The organism is Helicobacter suis, assembly GCF_902196125.1.
In the GTDB taxonomy this organism is placed as follows: domain Bacteria; phylum Campylobacterota; class Campylobacteria; order Campylobacterales; family Helicobacteraceae; genus Helicobacter; species Helicobacter suis_B.
The window spans coordinates 75,501-96,817 of record NZ_CABIKG010000001.1; the positions used below are offsets into that span (position 1 = coordinate 75,501).

Annotated in this window: 23 protein-coding genes; 6 read left to right on the forward strand and 17 right to left on the reverse strand. The window is 39.4% G+C overall.

Annotated elements, in window-relative coordinates; genetic code table 11:
* Nucleotides 1-52 precede the first annotated feature (52 nt).
* Genes G6Q00_RS00345 through pdxA form a run of 3 tightly spaced genes read left to right on the forward strand, consistent with a single transcriptional unit; the run spans nucleotide 53 to nucleotide 2,713 of the window.
* Nucleotides 53-1,027, forward strand: coding sequence for a glycosyltransferase family 4 protein (locus G6Q00_RS00345; RefSeq protein ID WP_240330892.1), 975 nt, complete (start codon nucleotides 53-55; stop codon nucleotides 1,025-1,027).
* Nucleotides 1,018-1,800: a pyridoxine 5'-phosphate synthase gene (locus G6Q00_RS00350; protein ID WP_163531518.1), complete on the forward strand. Its 783-nt coding sequence runs from the start codon at nucleotides 1,018-1,020 to the stop codon at nucleotides 1,798-1,800. The genes G6Q00_RS00345 and G6Q00_RS00350 overlap by 10 nt, the downstream gene beginning before the upstream one ends.
* The gene (pdxA, locus tag G6Q00_RS00355) at nucleotides 1,790-2,713 is read left to right on the forward strand and encodes a 4-hydroxythreonine-4-phosphate dehydrogenase (protein ID WP_163531519.1); all 924 of its coding nucleotides are present in this window, start codon (nucleotides 1,790-1,792) and stop codon (nucleotides 2,711-2,713) included. The genes G6Q00_RS00350 and pdxA overlap by 11 nt, the downstream gene beginning before the upstream one ends.
* A 44-nt stretch (nucleotides 2,714-2,757) precedes the next feature.
* Here pdxA and G6Q00_RS00360 read toward each other — a convergent pair whose 3' ends face one another.
* From G6Q00_RS00360 to hypE, 6 genes are all read right to left on the reverse strand, one after another.
* On the reverse strand, nucleotides 2,758-3,735 hold the full coding sequence (locus G6Q00_RS00360) for a zinc-dependent alcohol dehydrogenase family protein (RefSeq protein ID WP_163531520.1): 978 nt from the start codon (nucleotides 3,733-3,735) through the stop codon (nucleotides 2,758-2,760).
* A gap of 300 nt (nucleotides 3,736-4,035) precedes the next feature.
* The gene (locus G6Q00_RS00365; RefSeq protein WP_163531521.1) at nucleotides 4,036-5,025 is read right to left on the reverse strand and encodes a zinc-dependent alcohol dehydrogenase family protein; all 990 of its coding nucleotides are present in this window, start codon (nucleotides 5,023-5,025) and stop codon (nucleotides 4,036-4,038) included.
* A gap of 198 nt (nucleotides 5,026-5,223) precedes the next feature.
* Complete coding sequence (locus G6Q00_RS00370) at nucleotides 5,224-5,943, reverse strand: hypothetical protein (protein WP_163531522.1); 720 nt, start codon at nucleotides 5,941-5,943, stop codon at nucleotides 5,224-5,226.
* Nucleotides 5,944-6,165: 222 nt separating this feature from the next.
* Complete coding sequence (locus G6Q00_RS00375; RefSeq protein ID WP_163531523.1) at nucleotides 6,166-6,660, reverse strand: hypothetical protein; 495 nt, start codon at nucleotides 6,658-6,660, stop codon at nucleotides 6,166-6,168.
* Nucleotides 6,657-6,842 carry a hypothetical protein gene (locus tag G6Q00_RS00380; RefSeq protein WP_163531524.1) on the reverse strand — a complete coding sequence of 62 codons (186 nt, stop codon included), beginning with the start codon at nucleotides 6,840-6,842 and terminating at the stop codon, nucleotides 6,657-6,659. The genes G6Q00_RS00375 and G6Q00_RS00380 overlap by 4 nt, the downstream gene beginning before the upstream one ends.
* A gap of 94 nt (nucleotides 6,843-6,936) precedes the next feature.
* On the reverse strand, nucleotides 6,937-7,935 hold the full coding sequence (hypE, locus tag G6Q00_RS00385) for a hydrogenase expression/formation protein HypE (RefSeq protein WP_163531525.1): 999 nt from the start codon (nucleotides 7,933-7,935) through the stop codon (nucleotides 6,937-6,939).
* A 272-nt stretch (nucleotides 7,936-8,207) separates the two neighbouring features.
* On the opposite strand from hypE, the gene crdR reads away from it, so the two are divergent.
* Entirely contained in the window at nucleotides 8,208-8,855 is a 648-nt protein-coding gene (gene crdR, locus G6Q00_RS00390) for a copper response regulator transcription factor CrdR (protein WP_163531526.1), read from the forward strand.
* Entirely contained in the window at nucleotides 8,852-10,072 is a 1,221-nt protein-coding gene (locus G6Q00_RS00395; protein ID WP_205426415.1) for a sensor histidine kinase, read from the forward strand. The genes crdR and G6Q00_RS00395 overlap by 4 nt, the downstream gene beginning before the upstream one ends.
* A gap of 36 nt (nucleotides 10,073-10,108) precedes the next feature.
* Here the strand turns inward: G6Q00_RS00395 and G6Q00_RS00400 are convergent, their stop codons facing one another.
* Genes G6Q00_RS00400 through G6Q00_RS00415 form a run of 4 tightly spaced genes read right to left on the reverse strand, consistent with a single transcriptional unit; the run spans nucleotide 10,109 to nucleotide 13,443 of the window.
* A complete protein-coding gene (locus G6Q00_RS00400) occupies nucleotides 10,109-10,699 on the reverse strand; it encodes a hypothetical protein (RefSeq protein ID WP_163498457.1) in 591 nt (196 codons plus the stop codon).
* A complete protein-coding gene (locus tag G6Q00_RS00405; RefSeq protein ID WP_163531528.1) occupies nucleotides 10,696-11,571 on the reverse strand; it encodes an MlaD family protein in 876 nt (291 codons plus the stop codon). The genes G6Q00_RS00400 and G6Q00_RS00405 overlap by 4 nt, the downstream gene beginning before the upstream one ends.
* Nucleotides 11,556-12,344: an ABC transporter ATP-binding protein gene (locus tag G6Q00_RS00410; RefSeq protein ID WP_163498455.1), complete on the reverse strand. Its 789-nt coding sequence runs from the start codon at nucleotides 12,342-12,344 to the stop codon at nucleotides 11,556-11,558. Before G6Q00_RS00410 ends, G6Q00_RS00405 begins: the two co-directional genes overlap by 16 nt.
* Entirely contained in the window at nucleotides 12,337-13,443 is a 1,107-nt protein-coding gene (locus G6Q00_RS00415; protein ID WP_163531529.1) for an MlaE family lipid ABC transporter permease subunit, read from the reverse strand. Before G6Q00_RS00415 ends, G6Q00_RS00410 begins: the two co-directional genes overlap by 8 nt.
* A gap of 272 nt (nucleotides 13,444-13,715) precedes the next feature.
* Here G6Q00_RS00415 and G6Q00_RS00420 point away from each other — a divergent pair, with 272 nt between their 5' ends.
* Nucleotides 13,716-14,222 carry an outer membrane beta-barrel protein gene (locus G6Q00_RS00420; protein ID WP_240330893.1) on the forward strand — a complete coding sequence of 169 codons (507 nt, stop codon included), beginning with the start codon at nucleotides 13,716-13,718 and terminating at the stop codon, nucleotides 14,220-14,222.
* Here G6Q00_RS00420 and G6Q00_RS00425 read toward each other — a convergent pair.
* The 7 genes from G6Q00_RS00425 to G6Q00_RS00455 are packed head-to-tail and all read right to left on the reverse strand — an operon-like array spanning nucleotide 14,219 to nucleotide 21,250.
* Nucleotides 14,219-14,566: a branched-chain amino acid transporter permease gene (locus tag G6Q00_RS00425; protein ID WP_240330894.1), complete on the reverse strand. Its 348-nt coding sequence runs from the start codon at nucleotides 14,564-14,566 to the stop codon at nucleotides 14,219-14,221. The two genes, G6Q00_RS00420 and G6Q00_RS00425, sit on opposite strands and share 4 nt — an antisense overlap.
* Nucleotides 14,559-15,248: an AzlC family ABC transporter permease gene (locus G6Q00_RS00430; protein WP_163531531.1), complete on the reverse strand. Its 690-nt coding sequence runs from the start codon at nucleotides 15,246-15,248 to the stop codon at nucleotides 14,559-14,561. Before G6Q00_RS00430 ends, G6Q00_RS00425 begins: the two co-directional genes overlap by 8 nt.
* Complete coding sequence (locus tag G6Q00_RS00435; protein WP_163531532.1) at nucleotides 15,241-16,347, reverse strand: ABC transporter permease; 1,107 nt, start codon at nucleotides 16,345-16,347, stop codon at nucleotides 15,241-15,243. The genes G6Q00_RS00430 and G6Q00_RS00435 overlap by 8 nt, the downstream gene beginning before the upstream one ends.
* Nucleotides 16,344-17,396, reverse strand: coding sequence for an ABC transporter permease (locus G6Q00_RS00440; protein WP_240330895.1), 1,053 nt, complete (start codon nucleotides 17,394-17,396; stop codon nucleotides 16,344-16,346). Before G6Q00_RS00440 ends, G6Q00_RS00435 begins: the two co-directional genes overlap by 4 nt.
* Before the next feature lies 1 nt (nucleotide 17,397).
* Entirely contained in the window at nucleotides 17,398-18,387 is a 990-nt protein-coding gene (locus G6Q00_RS00445; RefSeq protein ID WP_205426416.1) for an HlyD family secretion protein, read from the reverse strand.
* 8 nt (nucleotides 18,388-18,395) lie between these two features.
* On the reverse strand, nucleotides 18,396-19,931 hold the full coding sequence (locus G6Q00_RS00450; protein WP_240330896.1) for a TolC family protein: 1,536 nt from the start codon (nucleotides 19,929-19,931) through the stop codon (nucleotides 18,396-18,398).
* Between the two features lie 32 nt (nucleotides 19,932-19,963).
* Nucleotides 19,964-21,250, reverse strand: a complete 1,287-nt coding sequence (locus G6Q00_RS00455) for a hemolysin family protein (RefSeq protein WP_205426426.1) — start codon at nucleotides 21,248-21,250, stop codon at nucleotides 19,964-19,966.
* Between the last annotated feature and the right edge of the window lie 67 nt (nucleotides 21,251-21,317).

Consider the following 21,317-nt stretch of genomic DNA (forward strand, 5'->3'; position numbering starts at 1 on the left):
TTATTATAGCATTTTGTTAAGGTATAATGCTTTTTAAAAAATAGGCGCGGTTGTGTGGTATATAGTGGTGAGTTTTTTAAGTGGTTTGATAATCGTGCTTATTTCAAAATATAGCTCATTATTTGTAGATAATGCTAATAAACCCCAAGGTTTTCACACCAAGAAAACCCCGCGTGCGGGAGGGCTTGGGATTTTTCTAGCTTTTTTAGGGGTGGGGTTTAAACTCCCTTTATGGGCGCTACTGGGTTTATTTCTTGTGTTTTTAAGTGGGTTTTTAGAGGATTTAAACATGTCTTTAAGCCCTAAAAGGCGTTTATTATTGCAGACTTTAGGGGTGATCTGTGTTATTTATACAGATCACCTAGTAATCACCCACTTTACCCCCTTTTTTAATTTGCCCTTTGTGCTAGCTTTGCCCTTTAGTGTGTTTATGTTAGTGGGTATTTCTAATGCGATGAATATCATTGATGGTTTTAATGGGCTAGCTGGAGGGTTAAGCGCTATTATCTTAGCCATTCTTTACATGATTGAGCCAAATGATGCCCTTTTAGCATTATTACTAGGCGTACTAGGTTTTTTAGTGCTTAATTTTCCTAAAGGTTATATTTTCTTAGGCGATGGAGGGGCGTATTTTTTAGGGCTAATCTGTGGGGTGCATTTGATGGATTTAGCCCTAAGGGGAGTTGTTAGCGTGTGGTTTGGATTAGCCTTAATGATTTATCCAGTAACAGAGGTACTTTTTTCTATTGCTAGGCGCAAATATAAGCGCAAAAAGGCCACTTTACCGGATGCGCTGCACCTACACACCTTAATTTTTAAAGCCCTATCTTTAAAAACCACCCCCCTAAACTCCAACGCTTTAACCGGGCTTGTTGTGGTGGGTTTAAATCTACCTTTCATGTGCATTAGTTTTATTTGTCGCCACCAACCCTATTTACTCTTAAGCCTCATTGGGGTATTTGTATGCGCTTATTTACTCTTTTACCAGTGGCTTTTAAATTACCATAAGGAAAACCCATGCGTTTAGGTTTAAATATTGATCACATCGCCACACTTAGAGAAGCGCGCAAAATCCATGAACCTGATGTACTAGAAGCTATCTTTATTGCTAAAAATGTAGGGGTGGATTTGATCACCTTGCATTTAAGAGAAGATCGACGCCATATCCATGAAGACGATCTAATTAGTATCCTCAAACACGCGCCTATGCCGGTTAATGTAGAATGCGCCATTGATTTAAAAATCACTAAAATTCTTTGTAAATTGCGCCCCTTTAAAGTTACTTTAGTACCTGAAAAGCGCGCTGAAATCACCACAGAAGGGGGGCTTAATTTAGATCACCCCAAATTAGCCCAAACCATTCAAGCGTATTTAGATCAAGAAATAGAAGTGGCGCTTTTTATTGATCCAAGTTTGACAAATTTAAAGCGCGCCTTAGATTTAGGCGTGCGGGTGGTGGAGTTACACACGGGACAATTTAGTAATCTATACAACACTCTTTATTCCAACTTCAAACACCATAAAAACCGCCTTAAAAACTTACCCAGTAGCAATACCGCTTTAAAAAACATGTTAGATCAAAGTTTAAATGCATTAGAACAAAGCGCCTTACAAGGAGAAAAAATGGGTTTAAATATGTGCGCTGGGCATGGTTTGAATTATTTTAATGCTAGTCTTGTGGCGCGTATTAAAAGTTTAAAAGAACTTAATATCGGGCATGCGATCATGGCTAGGGCTATTATTGTGGGGTTAGAGCGCGCCATTAAAGACATGCAAGAGATACTCAAACATGCGCGCTAAAATTGCTATCTCTATTGGCGATGTGCAAGGAATAGGCCCTGAGATCGCGCTTAAAGCACACCACCAGATTAGCCAAATTTGTGATCCGCTTTATTGTGTGCATTTAGAAGTATTAAAACAAGCCAATGTACTGTTAAATCAGCGCTACACTGATACACTTAAAAACATGTCTTGTTTAGAAATAAATGCCCCTATTCCAGCACTTGAGCCCGGAAAAATACAAGCAGAAAGCGGGTTTTATAGTTATGCTAGTTTTCTACATGCGCTTAATTTAGCTGATACTAAAGAGGTTAAAGGGGTTTGTACTCTGCCTATTCATAAAAAAGCATGGCAATTAGCCGGAATTAATGCCCCCGGGCACACCGCGCTTTTAAGGGATCGTTATAAACAAGAGGCGATCATGATGTTAGGTTGTCCTTCTTTATGGGTGGCTCTTTTTAGCGATCACATTCCCTTAGCCCAAGTGAGTACAAGTGTACAAATAAAGCCTTTGGTAGAGTTTCTAATCACTTTAAGCCATGCCCTCCCACAAGCATCTCAAATTGTGGTTTTAGGACTTGATCCACACTGCGGCGATGGGGGCGCTATTGGCACGCAAGATCAAGAAGTACAAGAGGCTATCAAGCAGGCTAATTTGTCTTTAAAAACACCCAAATTTTTAGGGCCTATTAGTGCAGATAGTGCCTTTGCCCCCCATTTTAGAGATAAATACCGCTATTTTGTTGCGCTCTACCATGATGTAGGGCTAGCCCCGCTTAAAGCCCTTTATTTTGAGCAAAGTATTAATGTTTCGCTTAATTTACCTATCAAACGCGCCTCTGTAGATCATGGCTGTGCTTTTGATATTGCTTATCAAAATAAGGCAAGTATTAAAAGCTATCAAAACGCGCTTGAGTGGCTCATTGCTACTTAAGCTATCTTATTTTTACTAAACAAAAAGAAATACAAAGCTCGCTTTTAGAGTGTGATAACCACTCTGCCAATTTGTACGCTATTTTTTATTGCATAATCATAGGCCTGTCTAATCTTAGCAAAGGGAAAAACGCGATCAATTTCAGGGTATAATCTGCCACTGGCTAACCCCTGGCAAATATAAGCCTTAGCACGCTTAAGACTTCCTACATCTGCGCTGATTCTAGACAATCCATAACCGCGTAGAGTAAGGTTTTTGCTAAGAATTTCAGATGTAGGAATGTTCATATCCTCATGGCTTAATGCCGCATAAATAAAGTAGCGTCCGTTTGGAGCCATAGCTCTAAAAATCGCGTACGCGTCTTCTCCACAAAAAGGATCAAACACCATATCTACGCCTTGCCCTTTTGTAATTTCAAGAAGGCGGGCTGTAATGTTATCTTGGGTGGTCAATGCAAAATCCGCCCCTTTTGTTAATAAAATATCCCCTTCAGCATGGGTAGGGCTAAGCGCAATAACAATAGCTCCCTGCATTTTAGCAATCTGTATAGTAGCCAAGCTCACGCTTCTACTTGCTATCCTCAACACAACATATTCGCCTGCTTGTAAGTTGGCCAGCTCAATTAATGTCTTATAAGCTTTAACAAATGCCATCCAGCTAGCTGCTGCTTGTTCAAAAGAAAGATTTTCAGAATATTTAATAACCGCATTGGCAGGTAAATTAGCCACTTCAATATAAGTGTTAGTTAGTAGAAAGTCTGAAATCACACTCACCTTATCGCCCACTTTAACATGGCTAACATGTTCACCCACAGCGCGCACCACACCCGCGCCATCATAACCCAACCTAACAGGAATTGAATTTGTATATTGCTCACTGTAATACCTGATCTCTGCACAATTAAGCCCCCATGCATGGAAGGCAACTTGTACTTCATCTACCTGTGGCGCAGGTATATCAACTCCAACAATCTCTAATACATCAAAACCGCCTGTTTGGTTAAATTGGATTTGTTTGCCCATTTTAAAATCCTTGTTGTTTTGGTTTTAAATAGCAGAAAAGCCCAACTTAATGTAGCAAAAATTGCTAACACATGTGCCAATTTAATAGATTTCTCTAAAATCTTAAAATCCCCTCCCTTACCTTAATGTCCAAGCCCCTAGCACTAATACCACAAGCTTTTTGCACCGCCCTATAAAGTCTCTAACTTGATAGATTAAGGCGCTGTGCTAAAAATAATTTATAGAATAAAGGTCGTCTAGACTGGTTAGCCGTGCAAAATCTTAATGATCCCTCAACTAGCTTTGGGCGCTAAGAGCAATCTAAAGTGTAAGCACCACCTTACCAATTTGTGCGCTATTTTCTATATAGTCATGGGCTTGTCTAATCTTAGCAAAGGGAAAAACACGATCAATTTCAGGGTGCAATCTGCCACTGGCTAACCCCTCATAAACATAGGCCTTTGCGCGCTCAAGTTTTTCAGAGTCTGTGGTGATTTCAAACAATTCATAACCCCGTAGCATAAGATGTTTACCAAGAATAGCAAATACAGGGACAGCTATATCCTCATGGCTTAAGGCGCCATAAATAAAATAGCGCCCATTTAAAGCCATAGCCCTAAAAATTGCCGCCGCATCTTTTCCACCTACCGGGTCAAACACCACGCCCACGCCATGCCTATTTGTAATTTCATTTAAGCAAGCTGTGATCTTATCCTCTTGCGTGGCTAATACAAAATCTGCCCCCTTTGTTAATAAAATATCCCCTTTTGCATGGGTGCGGCTAAGCGCAATAACAGTAGCTCCTTGCATTTTAGCAATCTGTATAGCAGCCAAGCCTACGCTACTACTTGCTGCCCCTAAAACAACATATTCGCCTGCTTGTAAGTTAGCCAGTTCAACAAGGGCTCCATAGCTAGTAACAAAAGCCATCCAACTCGCTGCTGCCTGCTCAAAAGAGAGATTTTCAGGGTGTTTGATGACTGCATGGGCGGGTAGATTGGCCACTTCAGCATAAGTACCATATTGGGTAAACATAAAACTTGGAATTACGCTTACTTTATCACCCACTTTAACATGGCTAACATGTTCGCCCACAGCGCGCACCACACCCGCACCCTCATACCCTAGTTTAGCGGGAAATTGTGGCTCAATTACATATTGCCCACGGCGATACATGATCTCTGCACGGTTTAGCCCCCATGCATGGAAGGCAATTTGTACCTCGCTTGCTTGTGGTGCAGGTACATTAACTTCAATGATCTCTAACACATCAGAATCACCCACTTGGTTAAACTGGATTTGTCTACTCATTTTAAAATCCTTTATTATTTGGTTTTTATTACATAGCAAAAAAAATTAACTTTAGGGTAACAAAAATTAGGGGTGTGTGTATTATTGGTTGAGGAAAACCTAATTAAAAGAACAATGCCAATATATTAATCAATAAGAATCAAAAATAAGTCTACACAACATACCCTATAACGCTGTTTTAAAAACCCTTTCAAAGTTTTACTTACGACTAATACGGATACCACGAAGACTAAGACTAAAAGCGGGCGTTGTAGGTTTTGAGGAGGGAGGTTGTTTTGGGGGAGTGGGCTTTGAGGGGAGAGGTTCGTTTTTAGGGGGAGTGGGTTTTAAGGCAAAAGATTCTTTAGAAGCGATCATTTCTTTAAGAATGCTGTGATTCTTAATCCCTAAAATTTTATCTCGCAAGGTTTGCGCTTCTTGGAGTGAGGCTTTCTCATTGCCATGCGCGCTTTTATTGCGGTTTTCTTGGAAAGTTTTGATGGTTTCAATAAGGGTGGTTCGAATAAGATGAAGGGACTTAGACAAATCTTTAGGCAAATTGTAAATCGCATCTTTTAGTTGTTTTTGGCTTAGAATATGTCTATAACTTCCCAAATTGGGTTTGTTGCTAGGAAGATCACGCAGGCTAAATTCTTTTCCCTGCATATCCCATGTAATCTCCAAAATATCAGGATCCTCTTTAGCCAAAAAATCCACTAATTTTTGCATAAACCTATAGGTTTCCTCCTCAAAGGTTTTAGAGTAGCGCATGGTGATAGTGGAAAAATCATACAGAGGGTCTTGTTTATTAGCTTGGTATTCAAGCTCGGCATAAATAATATTATCTAGGCTATTAATATGGAGTTTATCAGCATAAGCGCCCAAGTTAAGTTCAACTAGATATTTCTTTGTATCCAGAAATTCTGGGCTTTTAAACACATCCTGATAGAACTTGCGATCATCCTCAAGGTAACCCTCAAGGTAACCCTCAAAGTAATTTACCACTCGCGCCGTAAAGCCCCTAGCTTTAGCTATGGGGATATAAGGCGTTTTTTGTGTTATAATGTCCGCCATAGAGTTGGGGCATCAACTCTTGGAGTAGAGGCTGTAAGACCCGTCTAGCGGGCAGGTCTTGATGATCCCAGAATCTCCTAGCTTTAGCTATGGGGAGTATGTCAAAGGCTCTTTCATCTGGATAATTAGCGGGTAAACATAGGGGTTTCCATAAATGGCAAATGTGCGATTGTTGCGAGTGGGGGTGGTGAATCTGGATAGATAGCAATCCCGTATTTTTTCAAAATCATTACGAACAAGCTCCCTTAAATCCGTGATCACAAACCAGCACTCAACTCCTCCTAATTTATCGTTTGTATCGTAGTATTTTGGATAAGTTACGCTGCAAGTCTTCTCTACTCTTTCTACTTTAGCCACAAAAAGATTAGCATAGTCGGTTAAGAAAAGTTGCAAGGGGTTAGAGGGGCTTGTATTCTTGTATATTTCTTGGAGTCTTTCTTGATTGGAATGTTCCATGTCTTTATTTTTAGGATAGATTTTTCCAAAGCCCACCACTTTCTTTTCTTTTAAAATGGCTAGATGTTGTTCGATAGTGTCTTTCCTATAGTAGGGGTTATAGAGGATAAGTAAGTTATCTTTCATTTGCCAAATACTTTAAAAAGATCGAATAGACCTAGTGGCTTTTTTTCCATAGTTTTTTGGCATTGAGGGCATGTAGGGCTCATACTAGCAACATCCATCGCGCTTAAACAATCGCTTTTAAAAGACACCACCCTAGAATACCCGCAAGAACACACATACTTAAAAGACTGAGGCTTGATCATACCAACTCCTCTAAAGGTGGACAATTCTACCTTAACTTTTTAAATCTTACTTATTATTACGCCCCAACGCCTTAATTAAATAAACCCCACCCCTCTAACAAATTCTAGGTAATAACTCCCCCTCTGGCATTTCTAAATAACGCCTAGACCCCCATGCATTTTTTAAAAACACCCGGGGGGTTTGGCTTTGTTTGCACACAGTCCCTATAATGGCGGGGTTTGCTCCGCTCTGTGTTAAAATCTTACATACACTAGGCGCATGTACGCTATCAACACTAAGCACACACACCCCCTCATTAGCCAAGACATAGGGTTCTAACCCTAAAATCTCACACACTCCCCGTACTTCCTCTAATACAGGAATATTAGCCTCCTTAATTTCAATATCTACTAAAGAGGCATGCGCCCATTCATTAAGTACAGCAGCTAATCCACCCCTAGTTGCATCGCGCAAGGCATAAATTGGGTATTGGCTTGCAAAAAGTGGTTTTAAAATGGGGAAAAGTTGTTTACAGTCGCTTTGTAAGGATACGCTTAGCTGGATTTCAGAGCGCAAAGCAAAGAGCAAGGCCCCGTGGCTACCAATAAAATCACTAACAATAATACTTTGCCCCTCTTTAAGATTCTTAGCGCTTAAATTAGGGTAGACAGTGGGGCCTAGTGCGGTGGTGTTAATAAAGATTTTATCCATGCTATTTTTAGGTAAAACCTTTGTATCTAAAGATAAAAGCTTGAGTTCTCCTAATGTTAATTCTATGCGCATAGAAGCTAAAATTTGCTCTAATAGTGCAATTTCAAGCCCCTCTTCTAGCATAAAACCCACACTCAAATAAGTTGGCTTTGAGCCTACCATGCACACATCATTTGCGCTCCCACATACGCTAAGTTTGCCTATATCCCCCCCAGCAAAGATAAGCGGATCAACTACAAAGCTATCTGTACTTACCCCCCATGAACCCTCTGCTTTAAACACCCCACCATCTTCTCCATCGGCGCATAAAAACTCCCCTAAATAAGGTTTAAAGACCTGTTTAATGAGTTCTAAACTCTGCTTACCCCCATTCCCACAACTTAAAGCAACGCGATCTAGCATGAATCTTCCTAGCGATGTTTTTTAAGTTATTGTAATGGTTTTTATTAAAAATTTTAACCCACTGCGCGCTAAAGCCCGCAAGCTTTAGCTATGAGGATATAAGGCGCATGCTAAAGGTTTTGTGTTACAATCGCAAACAGAGTTGGGGCATCAACTCTTGGAGGAGAGGCTGTAGACCGGCCTAGCTATCAAGCCTTTGTGATTCTAAAATCCCCTAGCTCTAGCTATTGGGAGTATGTCAAAAGCTGTATTTGTAGTCAAAATGCTACAATATGGAAATGAAAAAACTTTTTCTCTTAGAAGATGATGTTTTATTGCACCGCACGCTAGAGGAATTTTTAAAGCACACGGGGTTTATGGTTATAGGCGCTTATGATAAAACACCGGCAATGGAAATTTTAAGCCAACAGCATTTTGATCTATTATTACTAGATGTGCAAGTACCTGAGGGCAATAGCTTTCAAATTTTACAGATTCTAAGAGATTTAAACATCACCACTCCGGCAATTTTTATTAGTGTTTGTAGTGATATGCAGACTTTAAGACAGGCTTTCCATGCTGGGGCTAGCGACTATCTTAAAAAGCCCTTTGATTTAGAAGAATTGTATTTGCGTATGGAGCGTTTGCTAACACCCCCTAGAATACAGATTAACCCTAATTGTTTTTATGAAAATGGAGTTTTGCAAAAGGCTAATCAAAATTACTTTTTAACCCCTAAGGAGAAATGCTTGTTAGAACTTTTTCTCAAACATAAAAACCAAGTCTTAGGGCATGAACAGATCATGGCCAATGTATGGCATCATGAAGACGAGGTTGATTCTTCAACTTTGCGTAGCCATATTAAAAATTTGCGTAGACTCTTGGGTAGGGATCATATCCAGAATGTTAAGGGTTTAGGCTATTGTTTGAGGATTTTATGAAACTTAACATGTATGAAAAACAATCTTTAAGGCGTTTTTTTGTGCTGTTGCTAGGTTTTTCCTTTGTACTCATCACTCTTATCGCACTTTTGTTTTTACACAATGCCAAAAGCCTTATCTTAGAAAATACCCAAGTGCGTTTGCAAGCCCAGAGTAATGAAATCACCCAAGATATTATAGAAGCACACATGCACCATTGGGACGAACCTTTTAAGACTTTAGCGCGTAGGTATAGTTATCTGCATTTTGTACTGCTAGATGGAGAGCGCCATGTTCTTTATAACCATAATTTTGGTAACGCTACAAGCCTAGCCTTTTTTGGGCACGCAACTTCTTTTCCTTTGTTTTTAGATCAAAAAGATGCTTTTTATTTGGTGGATAATAAAACTTTTGGACATTTGGGAGTAGATTTAGTGCTAATAGAGGAAAATCACCCCCACCATTTATTTGCATCGCTATACCGGCGCGTGTTGCTAATCTTTTCGGGTGTGTTTATTTGTATGGGGGCGATGTCTTTCTTTCTAGCACGGCTATTTTTAAAACCCTTAGCCGATGAACGATCGCGCATTAGCGCCTTTAGCCAAGACCTTGCCCACGAGTTAAACACCCCCATTGCTGCTTTACTCATTGCTGCTAAAGCCTTATTTAAACAAGAGAATAACCCCAAACTTTTAGGCATTCTAGCCAGTGCCCAGCGCATTTCTCACCTCTACTACCGCCTTGCTTATATCTCAACACAGGATTTAAACCTAGATACCCAGCTTTTAGATTTAAAAACACTAGTAGCCCAGCAAATCGCCTCTTTAGATCAAATGGCTGCCTTTTATCAATTAGAACTCAAAAGTCATTTAGAATCTAAAACCTTTGAGGCGTGCGAGGAGGATATGATTACTCTGGTGAGTAATTTACTCATGAATGCGATTAAATACAACCACCCGCAAGGTTTTATTCAGGTAGTTTTAAATCAAGATTTGAGTGTGTGTAATAGTGGGCAGGCTATCCCAACAGCTAAAATAGAAGCCCTCACAAAACGCTACAGCCGCCTAGATGTGCATAAAAAAGGTTATGGGATTGGTTTGGATTTAGTGCATAAAATTTGTGAGCGCTATGATCTTAGATTAGAAATTAGTAGTAATCCTATTCCCTCTTCGCGCTATTATCAAAATACTTTTAAGGTGTGCTTTCCCCCAAGCCAGATCACACCACCTCACACTTAAATCTTAAAAAATTACTTGCTAAGAAATTTTAAGCAATTACTTTTTTAAATTTTGGATTTGTTCTAAAATCTGGGTGATAGCCTCAAGGCTAACATGCTGCAGTGCCTTAATTTCTAAAATCTCATCATCTTTAGTAGCGATTGTTTGACTTTGGGTGATGCGCTTATATTGGCTACCTAGTGGTGTATTTAAAGAATAATCTAATACTAATTGTGCTTGATACTGCCCATTTTGATCTAAGATAGCAAGGGAGAGAATATCTAATTTGATAGTGGCATAGGGGGTTGTGATGTGGGGAGGGCGCGAGACAAAAAGGCAGTGTTTGGCCGCTTGTAAAAGAAGCATGTTTTTAAGCATGTTTTTAGGTAGATCAATAAATTTTGTATGCTTAGCATAATAAACTTGCCCTTGAGCGTTTTTAAACACAATTTGTTTTGTATCGTATAAATCCGCGCTTTGAATCCCAATAAGGCCTATATCATGGACTTGGGAACAAGTAGGGGTAGTAGATTCTGTGGTATTAAGATCATAATCTTTAACATCTGGCAACATCTGCTTGAGATTAAGATTCAAACAACCTGAAAAAAGTACAGAAAAACAACACACCAACCCGATGTGTTTTTTCATTTTCTATCTCCAAAAATTGTCTTATAAGGGTTGGCATCAAATTTATCAATCAAGCTAGAACCTTTTTGTACAAAATTATCAATGTTTCGTAGACTCAATTCCATTTGCATAATCAAGGGGGTGAGCATGGTTTTAAAATCATATTGTTTATCCTCAACTTTTTTATTGATACTGAGTGCAAGTTGATCGCCATGCTGGGCTAAAGTACGGCCACTTTCAAGAAAACCATCGCCTTTTTTTAGCGTCTTTGTGGCTTGTTCTGCTGTTTGGGTTGCTGTATTTAAAAGGCGATCTAGAGCTAAACGGGTATTATCTAACCCACCTGTAAGCTTTTGGATAGAGGCGATGGTTTTGCTGATATTATCAACATTTTGGGGGCTTAAAATTTGATCGATGCTTTTAATGATGTAGAGGACTTCATTAGAAATATGCCCCGCGCTACTGGTGAGTTTTTCTAAAAAGCTTTGTTCGTAGCGTAGCACTCGCTCACTATCATTTTGGCTATAAAACTCTTTAGAGTTACTTTGTATGAGGCTTAAATATTTTAACCCCACCAAACCTTGAGATTCAACTTTTAATGAAGAATCTTTATGAATGGGCACGCGGCTTTGGATACGCAAATCTAACTTCACCATTCCTAAATGCCCCTTATTAAAAGCCACATGCTTAACAGAACCAATTTGAATCCCTTTATAATTAATGGGTGTATTAGCCCCTATCCCATTTAAATCTTTATCCGTATACATCACATAACCCATGTAGTCTTTATCTTCTAAATTAAAATGCCCTAACCATAAAATAAAGACCACCATACACACCATGCAAGCAAGAAAAATACCGCCAATGAGAGTGTAGTTTACATGCCTTTCCAAAACTTCTCTCCTCGTGTAGAATTAAATAAATTGCCCTCTTCTAAGGGGTGGGTTTTAACATGCTCAATAAAATCCTTAAGTGTACCATCAAAATCAATCAACCCGTCTTTAAGCATGATAAAACGATCCACCGTGTTTTTAACCGAGTCTAGATCGTGGGTGATCATCACCACGGTTAAATGCAACGCTTCTTTAAGCGATAAAAGCAATGCATCAAATGTATCGGCCGAATAAGGGTCTAAACCACTTGTGGGTTCGTCTAAAAATAAAATCTCAGGATTAGTTGCCATAGCGCGGGCTAAGCCCACGCGTTTTTTCATGCCCCCGCTAAGTTCGTAAGGATATAGATAGTACACACTTGGATCTAAGCCCACACGATCTAACCACATTTTAGAAATTTCAAGGATATTTTGCTTGGGATAATAACTATACTCCTCTAGCATCACCCCTACATTTTCTAAAACCGTAAGCGAACTATAAAGCGCTCCAAATTGGAATAACACCCCTATACGCTGTAAAATTTGATCCCTTTGGCGCTCCTTAAGCTTCCAAATATCTGTCCCAAAAACATTAATCACACCCTTAATAGGGCGGTTAAGTAAAATTAAACTGCGCAGTAAGGTACTCTTCCCACTCCCACTTCCCCCCAAAATAGCTAATATCTCCCCTTTAAACACCTCAAAACTCACGCCCCGATGAATTAAGCGCTCCCCATAGGCATTATAGACATTATCCACTACAATAAGTTTTTGAGAGGAAGTGCTATTAGACATCAAGTCTACTAAAGATCACCGAAAAAAGGGCGTCTAAAAAGATGATCCAAAATAAGGAATTGACCACGCTAATAGTGGTGAGTTGCCCAATAGATTCTGTATTGCCCTTAACCTCAAACCCGCGCATACAACCCACTAAAGCAATGGCAAATCCCCAAAAAGGGGCTTTAATGAGTCCGATAAAAAAATGCGATAAGCCGACATTTTCATGCAAGCGCGCAACATAATGGGCAAAGCCTATGCCTAGTTGGTATTTAATCGCAATCATTGCCCCTAAAAGCGCAAAGGCATCGGCTAAAAACACCAATAAGGGCATGGCAATGACTAGGGCTATCACTCTAGGCAAGACTAAAAAAGCAAAAGGGTTAAGCCCCATTGTTTCCATAGCGTCTAATTCCTCTGTGATCTTCATTGCCCCAATTTGGGCGGTAAAACTAGAAGCACTCCGCCCGGCTACTACAAGTGCTAAAATAAAAGGACCCATTTCTCTTAGGGCAAGTTTAGCTGTCATCTCAATACTCATCATAGGAAAACCCAGTTCTTGTAACTGCACTGCTCCCTCTAAGGCAATAGCAAAGCCCACCACAAAGACGGTTAAAATGCTCACGGGTAAAACCTTAAACCCGCTTTCATGGATATGGTGGATTAAAGGCGTCCAGCATACAGATTTGGGGCGTATAAAAGCCAAGCCCACATAATAAATAATCATGCCACAGAAATTAAAAGTATTAAGTAGGGTGTTATAAAAGGAAACAACCCCGCGCCCTAATTTTTCTAAGGGGTTGATAAAAACACGGGAGACATGCTCTTGTTTTAAAATGCTAGGATTAGCCCTAACCCAAGTTTCTACCACTTCTAAGACTCTTGCATTATAAGCGCTAGGGTTGAGAAATTCAGGTTTGCGGCGGCCTAACAAATCATAAAGCAACATTAAAAATACAAAATCTAAACTAGCCACCCCTTTAAAATCAATGGCCTCTATGGGGGGGGCGTCTTTAAGAATGGTTTTTAGGTGAGCTAGAGCTTTAGCAGAAGTTTTAAAATTCCAACTTCCTTGTAAAACAAGGGTGCGCGACTGGATATAGGCAGAACTTACCAAAAAAAACCCCCCTTAGCAAGAGACACTGACATATCCACCGCCGTTTATGTTATGATAGGGATTATACAACATCTATGATAAATAAAACATTGGGTATTTACTTTGCTTTGCAGCTTAAGTTGCTAGCAGTTATTTTGTTTACTCTAAGCTTTTTAGGGGCAAAGAGCAATTCTAACAAACTTCTAAAATCTTTGTCTAAAGAGAGAAACAGGTTTACTAGCTTATATAACAAACAAAAGCATCTTAAAGCTAAAAATGGCGGATTTTTTGGCATGGGACTTGGCACAGTTAGTATTAAAGCAGGTACGAGTAATAGCCCATCACAGAATTTTCCCATTGTCCTTAGTTTTAAAGGCGGGTTTCAAAGCTATTTTAATAACTCTGTAGGGCTTAAGGTTTTTGCTGCGCTAGATTTAGCCACCTCTGAGGCTAATTGGCAGTTTAATAGCCCTAGAACGCATTCTTTTTTTGCAATAGCCTCTGCCGGGCTATCTCTTCCTATTGAATTTAGTCTAACACGCTCTTACCAACATTTTTTAGGCTTTTATGGGGGGGTGGGTGCGGGGTTTATGATTTATATGGATAATGAACAATTTAAAATAGGCAATGAAGTAAAAGCCTTTGGGGTGGTTGCCCAAGCGGGTATCTCTCTGACGCTTTATTCTAAACACCGCATTGAAGCAGGGTTTAAAATCCTGCCTACTGATAAAAGCCTTCCAGATTCTAAGTACTTTAAAACTTCTGAGATGTTTAATATCATGTATCTTTATAAATTCTAAAAGAGATTTTCTAACACCCTGCTTTGAACTAAATACATATACACCCCCGTTCCTCCCACAATGCTTAAAACAAAGATTCGTAAGTATAAATGTAACCCCACTACACTTAATAGCGCTACTAGCTCATTAAGACCATAAGGTGCGCTATTTAAAGGGCTATCTTTTAATCCATAAATAATGAGCATGCTAACAACAGCACTCCCCAAAACCCGCCCCAAATAGAGCAAAATTGGCGCGCTTTTTTTGCCACTAAAGAATATAAAGAGCCAAGATTTCATTATATAAGTTGTAAGACCGGTGATAGCTAAAGCTAAATACAAATACCAATCCATAGTTTTACTCAAATTGGCGTCTAAAGCAAAGAAAAATAAGCCCCATAAGAATCAAACTAGGCAACAAGAAATGTGTCTTACCAAAGAGTAAAAAACAAGCAATGCTAGAGCTCAGACCAATAAGAGCGCTTGCATGGCGCTTTGTACTCTTCCATTGTTCTATGAAAATTACCACAAAAATAGCCACCATGATAAAAGACATGCCCGCCACATTCAAATTAAGAGCACTGCCTAATAATCCCCCAGCAACACACCCAAAAACCCAATACCCATGGTTAAGTAAGGCAATAGCAAACATAAAATCTTGATTATTAGATTTTTGGGGCTTAATCAGATTTAAAAGCATGAAAGTTTCATCGCTTAGGGTATGGGCCATGTAGAATATGCGTTTTTTTTGCATGGAGGCAAAGGGTTCAAGCATGGAAATGGCATAACACATTTGGCGCACATTAACTAGAAGTACGAGTAAAAAAATATTAAGTAAACTAGCCTTAATTTCTATAAGCGCGACTAGCATAAACTGTACAGCCCCTGCATAGATAAATAAACTAACCCCTAAGATAAATAAGAGGCCATGCCCATCTTGTTTGCACAAAACCCCCCAAGTAATTCCCATAAGCATATAGCCCAAACAAATAGGTAAAGTGTGTGGGAAAGCTTCTTGAATGGCAATTATAAAAGCCTTTTTAGACATGTTTGATCCCTCTTAAACGCCAAGCACTCCAGCTTAAAGCCACTAGAGCAATGGCCATTAAAGCGCCTATGTGTTTGATCACTTCATTTAAGCTAGCCCCCATTTGATTAAGCATAACCATACCTGAGAGAGCGTGGGTGGCTGGGATTGCTTGCAAGGGGATTTGTAAAAAAGAGGGCATGAGTTCAGTAGGCCAGATAAAGCCCATCATAAAGATTAAGGGCAAAGAAGAGAGGAGTACTATTTGAGTGGCTTGGACTGGTTTAGAAAGAAAAGTACCTAATAACACCCCACAGCTAGCTGTTGAGAAAATAAAGATCATAGCAAAGATGAGTAGCGCTAAAGGATTAGCATGGGTGTGGATACCATAATAGGTAAAAAGAACCCCTAAATACAACAAGACCAAAAATAAATAAATAAAGCTAAAACAAAAACAACGGACAAGGACAAAGCTCAAAGATTCTAATAAGTTTGGGAAACACTTAGGGGTGGTGGTGGTTAAAATCCCTGTGCCAATTAAAAGGGTTTGGTGCAAAATAAAGAGTAAAACATGGGCTAGGGCATAATTAAGATAGCCTAGAGAGTAGTTATATAAAGGAATTGTTTGTAAGGAAAAGAGTTCATGCTCTTTAGTCTGATTAGTTAAAAAGCGTTCTCTATCAATCTTAATTTTATGGCTAAGGTCTTGGATTGTACTTAAAGTGGCTTGGGCGATTGCACCATAAATTAAAAAATAATTAGCATTGGCATAAAGCTCAACACTAGCCGGTACACCGGTATAAACATGCTTTTCAAAAAACTCGGGGATAAACACAATGCCATAGACTTTTTCTTCTTCTAAAAGCTTTTTAGCCTCTTGTAAAGAACTAGGGAAATAGGCAATACTTATTTCTTGGGGTGCTTCTAATAGTTGGGTGAGTTTATAGGATAAAAAGCTTTGATCTTTATTAACTAAGGCGATTTTTTGGTGGGTTACAATGTCGTTTTTATAGGGGAGAGGATAGAGAAAAGCATAAAATAAAGGCCCGCCTATGATGATAAAAAGCACGGCAAAATTACTAAAAATGGCTCTAAATTCTTGAGCCAATGCCTTTATCATGTCACCCCTTTTTTTTGTAAAATTAACAAACTTAAGGGTAAAAAGAGTAGGAAAAAGAGCATTTGGCTTAAAGAGTTTAAAGCTAAGCCCAAACCTTCTTGATAATGCGCTAGGGCGATGTAGCATTTAACAAAATAACTAATGGGGAGTAAAGAACTCCAAAATTCCCCTAAAGTAGACATGTTAGTTATGGGATAAGTTACCCCTACAAAGGCTAAAGAGGGGGCGGTGTAGGCTGCAATAAAAGAAGCCGTGCGTACTGGATCTTTAATAAGAGCATGCAAAAACATCACCACACTAGAAACCCCTAAAACTAATAAAACCACCGCTAGAAGTAACACCCCCCAATGCGCATTATAAGGTTTAAGATAAGCCACCAATAAAGTACCCCAAAGGCTAAAAATAAGGGTATTAAGCCCTAGAGCGGTTAGAACTTCTCGGATATGTACACAGTGTTGTAAAAAATTAAGCATGCCAAGAGCCACTAGGATTTGCCACATGCAAGGTAAAATAGCGGTGAGTAAGAATTGAGAATAATTATTGTGCTCATTGTAGAGGGGGTGTAAATTAACATGTAAGGGGAAAGCTAAAGCCTTAGCCATAGTTAGATCATGGTGGGTACTTAGATTGCGCGCCACATCTTGTTTTACATCTATCGTAACTAGGGTTTGTAAAAAAGCATTCGCTAGGGTTTTACCCACTAACACATATTCAGCGTTGTAATAAAGAGCTAGAGGGGTTTTAATCCCTAGTTTAACATGGCGCTCTAAGTTATGGGGTAAAACCACGATAGCATAAATCTCTTTAGAAGCAATTGCCGGCTTGGCTTCTTTTAAACTACTATAAAAATATTTGACATTAAGCGCGCTATTAGCATTCAGACTACTAATGATCTCTTGGCTTAAATGGCTTTTATCTAAATCTACTAGCCCCACATTAAGCCGTGTAGGGATTTGCTGGTAAAAAATCCATGCCATTAAAAGCCCTAAAAAAAGCGGCATGGTACAAATTGCCCAATTAAAGCGATCGTTTAAAAACTTAGCCCACATTTTACTCTTGTGGAATATCCACAAGTACACTCATGCCCACCCGTAGATGTTGCATGTCTTTTAAGGGAGTGGCTTCAATATTAAAGCTTTTCATGTCATAGCTTTGGCTAGCATTTGTACTTTTCCAAGTTGCAAAATCCCCCATCACGGCAATATGGGTGATTTTAAATTCTAAGTCCTCTTTTAAAGCCGGTACATAACCCTTAAAAGTAGAGCCTACGGTAAAGCGACTCAGGTATTTTTCAGGTATGCTCAAGCTAAGCCAAGCATTAGAAGTATCCATCACCAAGACTACAGGAAAACCCTTTGGGCTAAGTTCCCCACTATAAAGCAAGACATTACTCACCTCCCCATCAATGGGGCTATAAGCATTCTTATCTTGTAAAAAAGCCTGTACTTCATTGAGTTGTCCTAAAGCTGCTTGTTCTTTTTCTTGAGCGGCAATCTTGGTATCTGAAGATGCCCCCTCTAGGGCTAGTTTATAGTGTTGGTAAGCAGCACTTTTATTAAACGAAGCGCTTTGAAAGGCCGCATAAGCCTCATCGCGCTTTTGTAAACTAGCCACTCCCTTATCATAAAGACTTTGGATGCGTTTATAGGTTTCCTCAGCTAAATCGCTTTGGGCTTTAGCAGCTTGGTAAACATCTTTAGCGCTTTGAATCGTTTGGCTACGAGTACCCCGCAACACTTCATTACTCATAGCCTTAGCCGCCTTATGGCTAGAGCTAGCTTGTAAGAGTTTAGCCTCTGCCTCAGGGCTATTAATGGTAAAGACTAAAGAACCCTTTTTAATAAAGTCCCCCTTTTTGACTAACACGCTTTCTACGCGTCCGGCTAGTTTAGAGCTTACGCTATATTCTCTTGCTTCAATAAAACCTTGTAAGCGCTGTTGTTTGTGGTTATAGGCTTGATAATAGAGTTTAAAAAGCCAAAATAAAATCCCTAGTGCAATAAAACCAGCCAAAATAACAGGTGTTTTAGATGTTTTCATGGCTATCCTTAATAAACAAAGTCATAAAATAAGTCGGTGTGATCGCTTAGTACCATTAAATCTACAAGGGCACTGATATATTTAAAGGCGCTAGTTTTTTGCTCTACTAAAATACCGGCTAAGGAATTGCGCGCATCTACTACTGAGGCATTTGTACCCATACCTTGATTAAAAGCCTCCTCTTGGAGTTTTAAATTTTCCTTTGCTAATGCAATGCTAGAGTCTAAACTTTTATATTCTTTAAGTAGCGCTTGGCATTGTAAATAAGTTTTGTGTACTAAAAGCTCCATATCCTTTTTAGCTTGGCTTTGTAAAGCTGCGGTTTGGAGTTCATCAATTTTAGCCGCCTGATAGTGCATGATGCGCCCAGTAGGGGTTAAAATGGGTAATCTCGCTCCCACGCCCACAAACCATTCAGGAATCATGTTCATAAACATAGAATTATTCTCTTTCATTAGGTAAGCTCCAAAGAAGTTAAAGTGAGGGAGGAATTTAGAAACTTGTAAATTAGTCATTTGATGCGCGCTTTGCTTTTTAATGGCTAGACTTCTAAGAACGGGGTAGGAATTTAGGGTTTCTTGTATAAAAAAACTAAGATTAGGCAGGGCTTTTTTCAAACGGATATTTAAATGGGCTGTGGGGGCAAAATGGGCTTTTGAAACAGGCATGCTTTGGCTAGATAAAATAGTGTTAAAGGCTAAAGTGGCTACCTCTAGCGCGTCTCTAGCCTGCATGGTTTTAATCTTGCTTTTTTCATAGGCCACTGAAGCACTTAGCACCTCTACTTTAGCAATTTGTCCAGCCCTTTGGCGTTTAAGGGCGTTTTGGTAATGTTTTAAATGCCCTTGTTCTACGCCTTTAAGTACATCTAAAACTTCCATGTCTAATACCAAACCATAGTAAATTTTTACCAATTCTTGGAAAGTAGAAAGCCTTTTAAGTCTTGAAACCTCCATAGATTCTTTATGCGCTAGAGAGGCTAATTTACTCATGTAAAAGCGCGCCCCGCCCATGTAGAGTGGATAAATGATACTCAAAGCCCCCATGACAATATTTTGTTTAGAGAATAAAAAAGGCTGGGTAAGAGTATTAACCATGCCCCCCATACCCTGAGCTATAGAAGATAACCCACCAGATAAACTGCTAAGACCCATATGACTTAGTGTACCCGCTAAAGCTGGGTTACTTAAAAAACGCTCCGCCCCTCCGGCTAAGTTTTTGATTTGCCCCTGAGTGTTGGCACTTAAAGGGGAAATTTCAATTTGTTTACCCAAATGGACATAAAAGGCGCTTAAATCAATTTCGGGTAAAAAAGAAAGTTTAGCCGCTGTGCTTAATTTTTTGGCCTTTTTCTCGGCATAATCTTGGGCTTTAATCCCCTCATAATTGGCTAGTACAATCCCCCAAGCCTGTTTAAGAGAGATTAGCGAAGGGTGGTCTGAAAACACTTTTGGAGAGGATTTAATCGTCTCAAGCGTATTAAAATCTGTTGTACCTTTTCCCCCTGAAGGCACTGCTTGTATTAATCCAACTAATAACCCCATACACATAATCCATTTTATCCCTTTCAACCGCATCAAATATCCTTCTTCATAAGCTTAAGTTTTCTAATGCGTGCCTTGTCCATATCCAGTACTTCAAAAATGCATTTTGCATCGCCTACAACATCGCCTACTTCAGGCAAGCGCTCTAGCAAACTAAAAACATACCCCCCCAAAGTTACTTGTTTATAATTCTGATCAAAGCGAAAACCCAAAAGCTCTTCAATATCCTCTAAGTCTACCATGCCATCGCATTCAAAAGTGTGTTCGTCTAATCTTTTAATCCCTTCCTTGCTTAGATCATGTTCTTCATAAATATCCCCCATGATTTCCTCAATAATATCATCCATCGTGAGTAATCCAGAAGTCCCCCCGTATTCATCTACCACAAGGGCGGTATGCCGCTGTTGTTGATTCATTTTAATTAAAATTTGTGAAATGGAGGCACTTTCTGGTACAATTAGCATTTCTTGTACCATAGCGCGCAAATCCGGCTCTTTTTGATCGGCTAGAGAAACAGATAAAATATCTCTGATATGTACCATACCTAAAATATTATCTTTATGTTCCTCACAGCAAGGGTAACGGGTAAAAGGGTATTTAAGGATAGTGCGCATATTCTCCTCATAAGAGTGTTGTACATCTAAACAGACCATGTCATTGCGCGGAGTCATGATCTCTTTAGCGCTAGTGTCTGAAAAATCCACCGCGTTTTTAATGATCTCCTCCTCCACATAATCAATCACTCCCCCGCGTAAGCTTTCGCCTACAATAATCTTAATTTCTTCCTCAGAATGTGCGGTGGTTTGTTCTGGTTCAATGCCAAAGGGTTTTAAAATTAGTTTAGCTAAAAAATCAAAGAGATTAACAATGGGGTAAGAAACTAACCAAAAGGCATGCAAAGGCCTAGCAATCCAAAGTACAACACTTTCTGAGCGCACAATGGCAATAGATTTAGGTACAATTTCGCCTAAAATGACATGTAAAAGCGTGATCAAGCTAAAGGCAATCACCACGCTAAGGCTATGAATTACCCCATGTAAACTTTCAAAGCGTACCCATTTTTGGATAAAAAGGGTAATAAAATGGGCAATGGCTGGTTCGCCTAGCCAACCTAAACCTAAAGAAGAAAGGGTTACACCTAGTTGGGTAGCGCTTAAATAAGTGTTGATTGAAGCATTGATTTTTAAAGCCAAAACGGCGTTTTTATTATTCTGTAAACTCAATTCCTCTAATTTGGAGCGCCTAACTTTTACAATTGCAAATTCTGAAAGAACAAAAAACGCATTAAGCAAAATCAAAAGGAGCGCAAGGGTGAACATCAAAATCGGTTCGTAATCCAATCACTCTCCTTAAAATTTTAGGGTAGATTTAATAACGGTGGCAACT

Bases quoted from the DNA above. Each gene is read 5' to 3' on its own strand.
- G6Q00_RS00350 (WP_163531518.1), top strand. From the start codon at position 1,018: ATGCGTTTAGGTTTAAATATTGATCACATCGCCACACTTAGAGAAGCG.
- pdxA (WP_163531519.1), top strand. From the start codon at position 1,790: ATGCGCGCTAAAATTGCTATCTCTATTGGCGATGTGCAAGGAATAGGC.
- G6Q00_RS00360 (WP_163531520.1), bottom strand. From the start codon at position 3,735: ATGGGCAAACAAATCCAATTTAACCAAACAGGCGGTTTTGATGTATTA.
- G6Q00_RS00365 (WP_163531521.1), bottom strand. From the start codon at position 5,025: ATGAGTAGACAAATCCAGTTTAACCAAGTGGGTGATTCTGATGTGTTA.
- G6Q00_RS00375 (WP_163531523.1), bottom strand. From the start codon at position 6,660: ATGAAAGATAACTTACTTATCCTCTATAACCCCTACTATAGGAAAGAC.
- G6Q00_RS00380 (WP_163531524.1), bottom strand. From the start codon at position 6,842: ATGATCAAGCCTCAGTCTTTTAAGTATGTGTGTTCTTGCGGGTATTCT.
- hypE (WP_163531525.1), bottom strand. From the start codon at position 7,935: ATGCTAGATCGCGTTGCTTTAAGTTGTGGGAATGGGGGTAAGCAGAGT.
- crdR (WP_163531526.1), top strand. From the start codon at position 8,208: ATGGAAATGAAAAAACTTTTTCTCTTAGAAGATGATGTTTTATTGCAC.
- G6Q00_RS00395 (WP_205426415.1), top strand. From the start codon at position 8,852: ATGAAACTTAACATGTATGAAAAACAATCTTTAAGGCGTTTTTTTGTG.
- G6Q00_RS00400 (WP_163498457.1), bottom strand. From the start codon at position 10,699: ATGAAAAAACACATCGGGTTGGTGTGTTGTTTTTCTGTACTTTTTTCA.
- G6Q00_RS00410 (WP_163498455.1), bottom strand. From the start codon at position 12,344: ATGTCTAATAGCACTTCCTCTCAAAAACTTATTGTAGTGGATAATGTC.
- G6Q00_RS00420 (WP_240330893.1), top strand. From the start codon at position 13,716: ATGGGACTTGGCACAGTTAGTATTAAAGCAGGTACGAGTAATAGCCCA.
- G6Q00_RS00430 (WP_163531531.1), bottom strand. From the start codon at position 15,248: ATGTCTAAAAAGGCTTTTATAATTGCCATTCAAGAAGCTTTCCCACAC.
- G6Q00_RS00435 (WP_163531532.1), bottom strand. From the start codon at position 16,347: ATGATAAAGGCATTGGCTCAAGAATTTAGAGCCATTTTTAGTAATTTT.
- G6Q00_RS00440 (WP_240330895.1), bottom strand. From the start codon at position 17,396: ATGTGGGCTAAGTTTTTAAACGATCGCTTTAATTGGGCAATTTGTACC.
- G6Q00_RS00445 (WP_205426416.1), bottom strand. From the start codon at position 18,387: ATGAAAACATCTAAAACACCTGTTATTTTGGCTGGTTTTATTGCACTA.
- G6Q00_RS00450 (WP_240330896.1), bottom strand. From the start codon at position 19,931: ATGGGGTTATTAGTTGGATTAATACAAGCAGTGCCTTCAGGGGGAAAA.
- G6Q00_RS00455 (WP_205426426.1), bottom strand. From the start codon at position 21,250: ATGTTCACCCTTGCGCTCCTTTTGATTTTGCTTAATGCGTTTTTTGTT.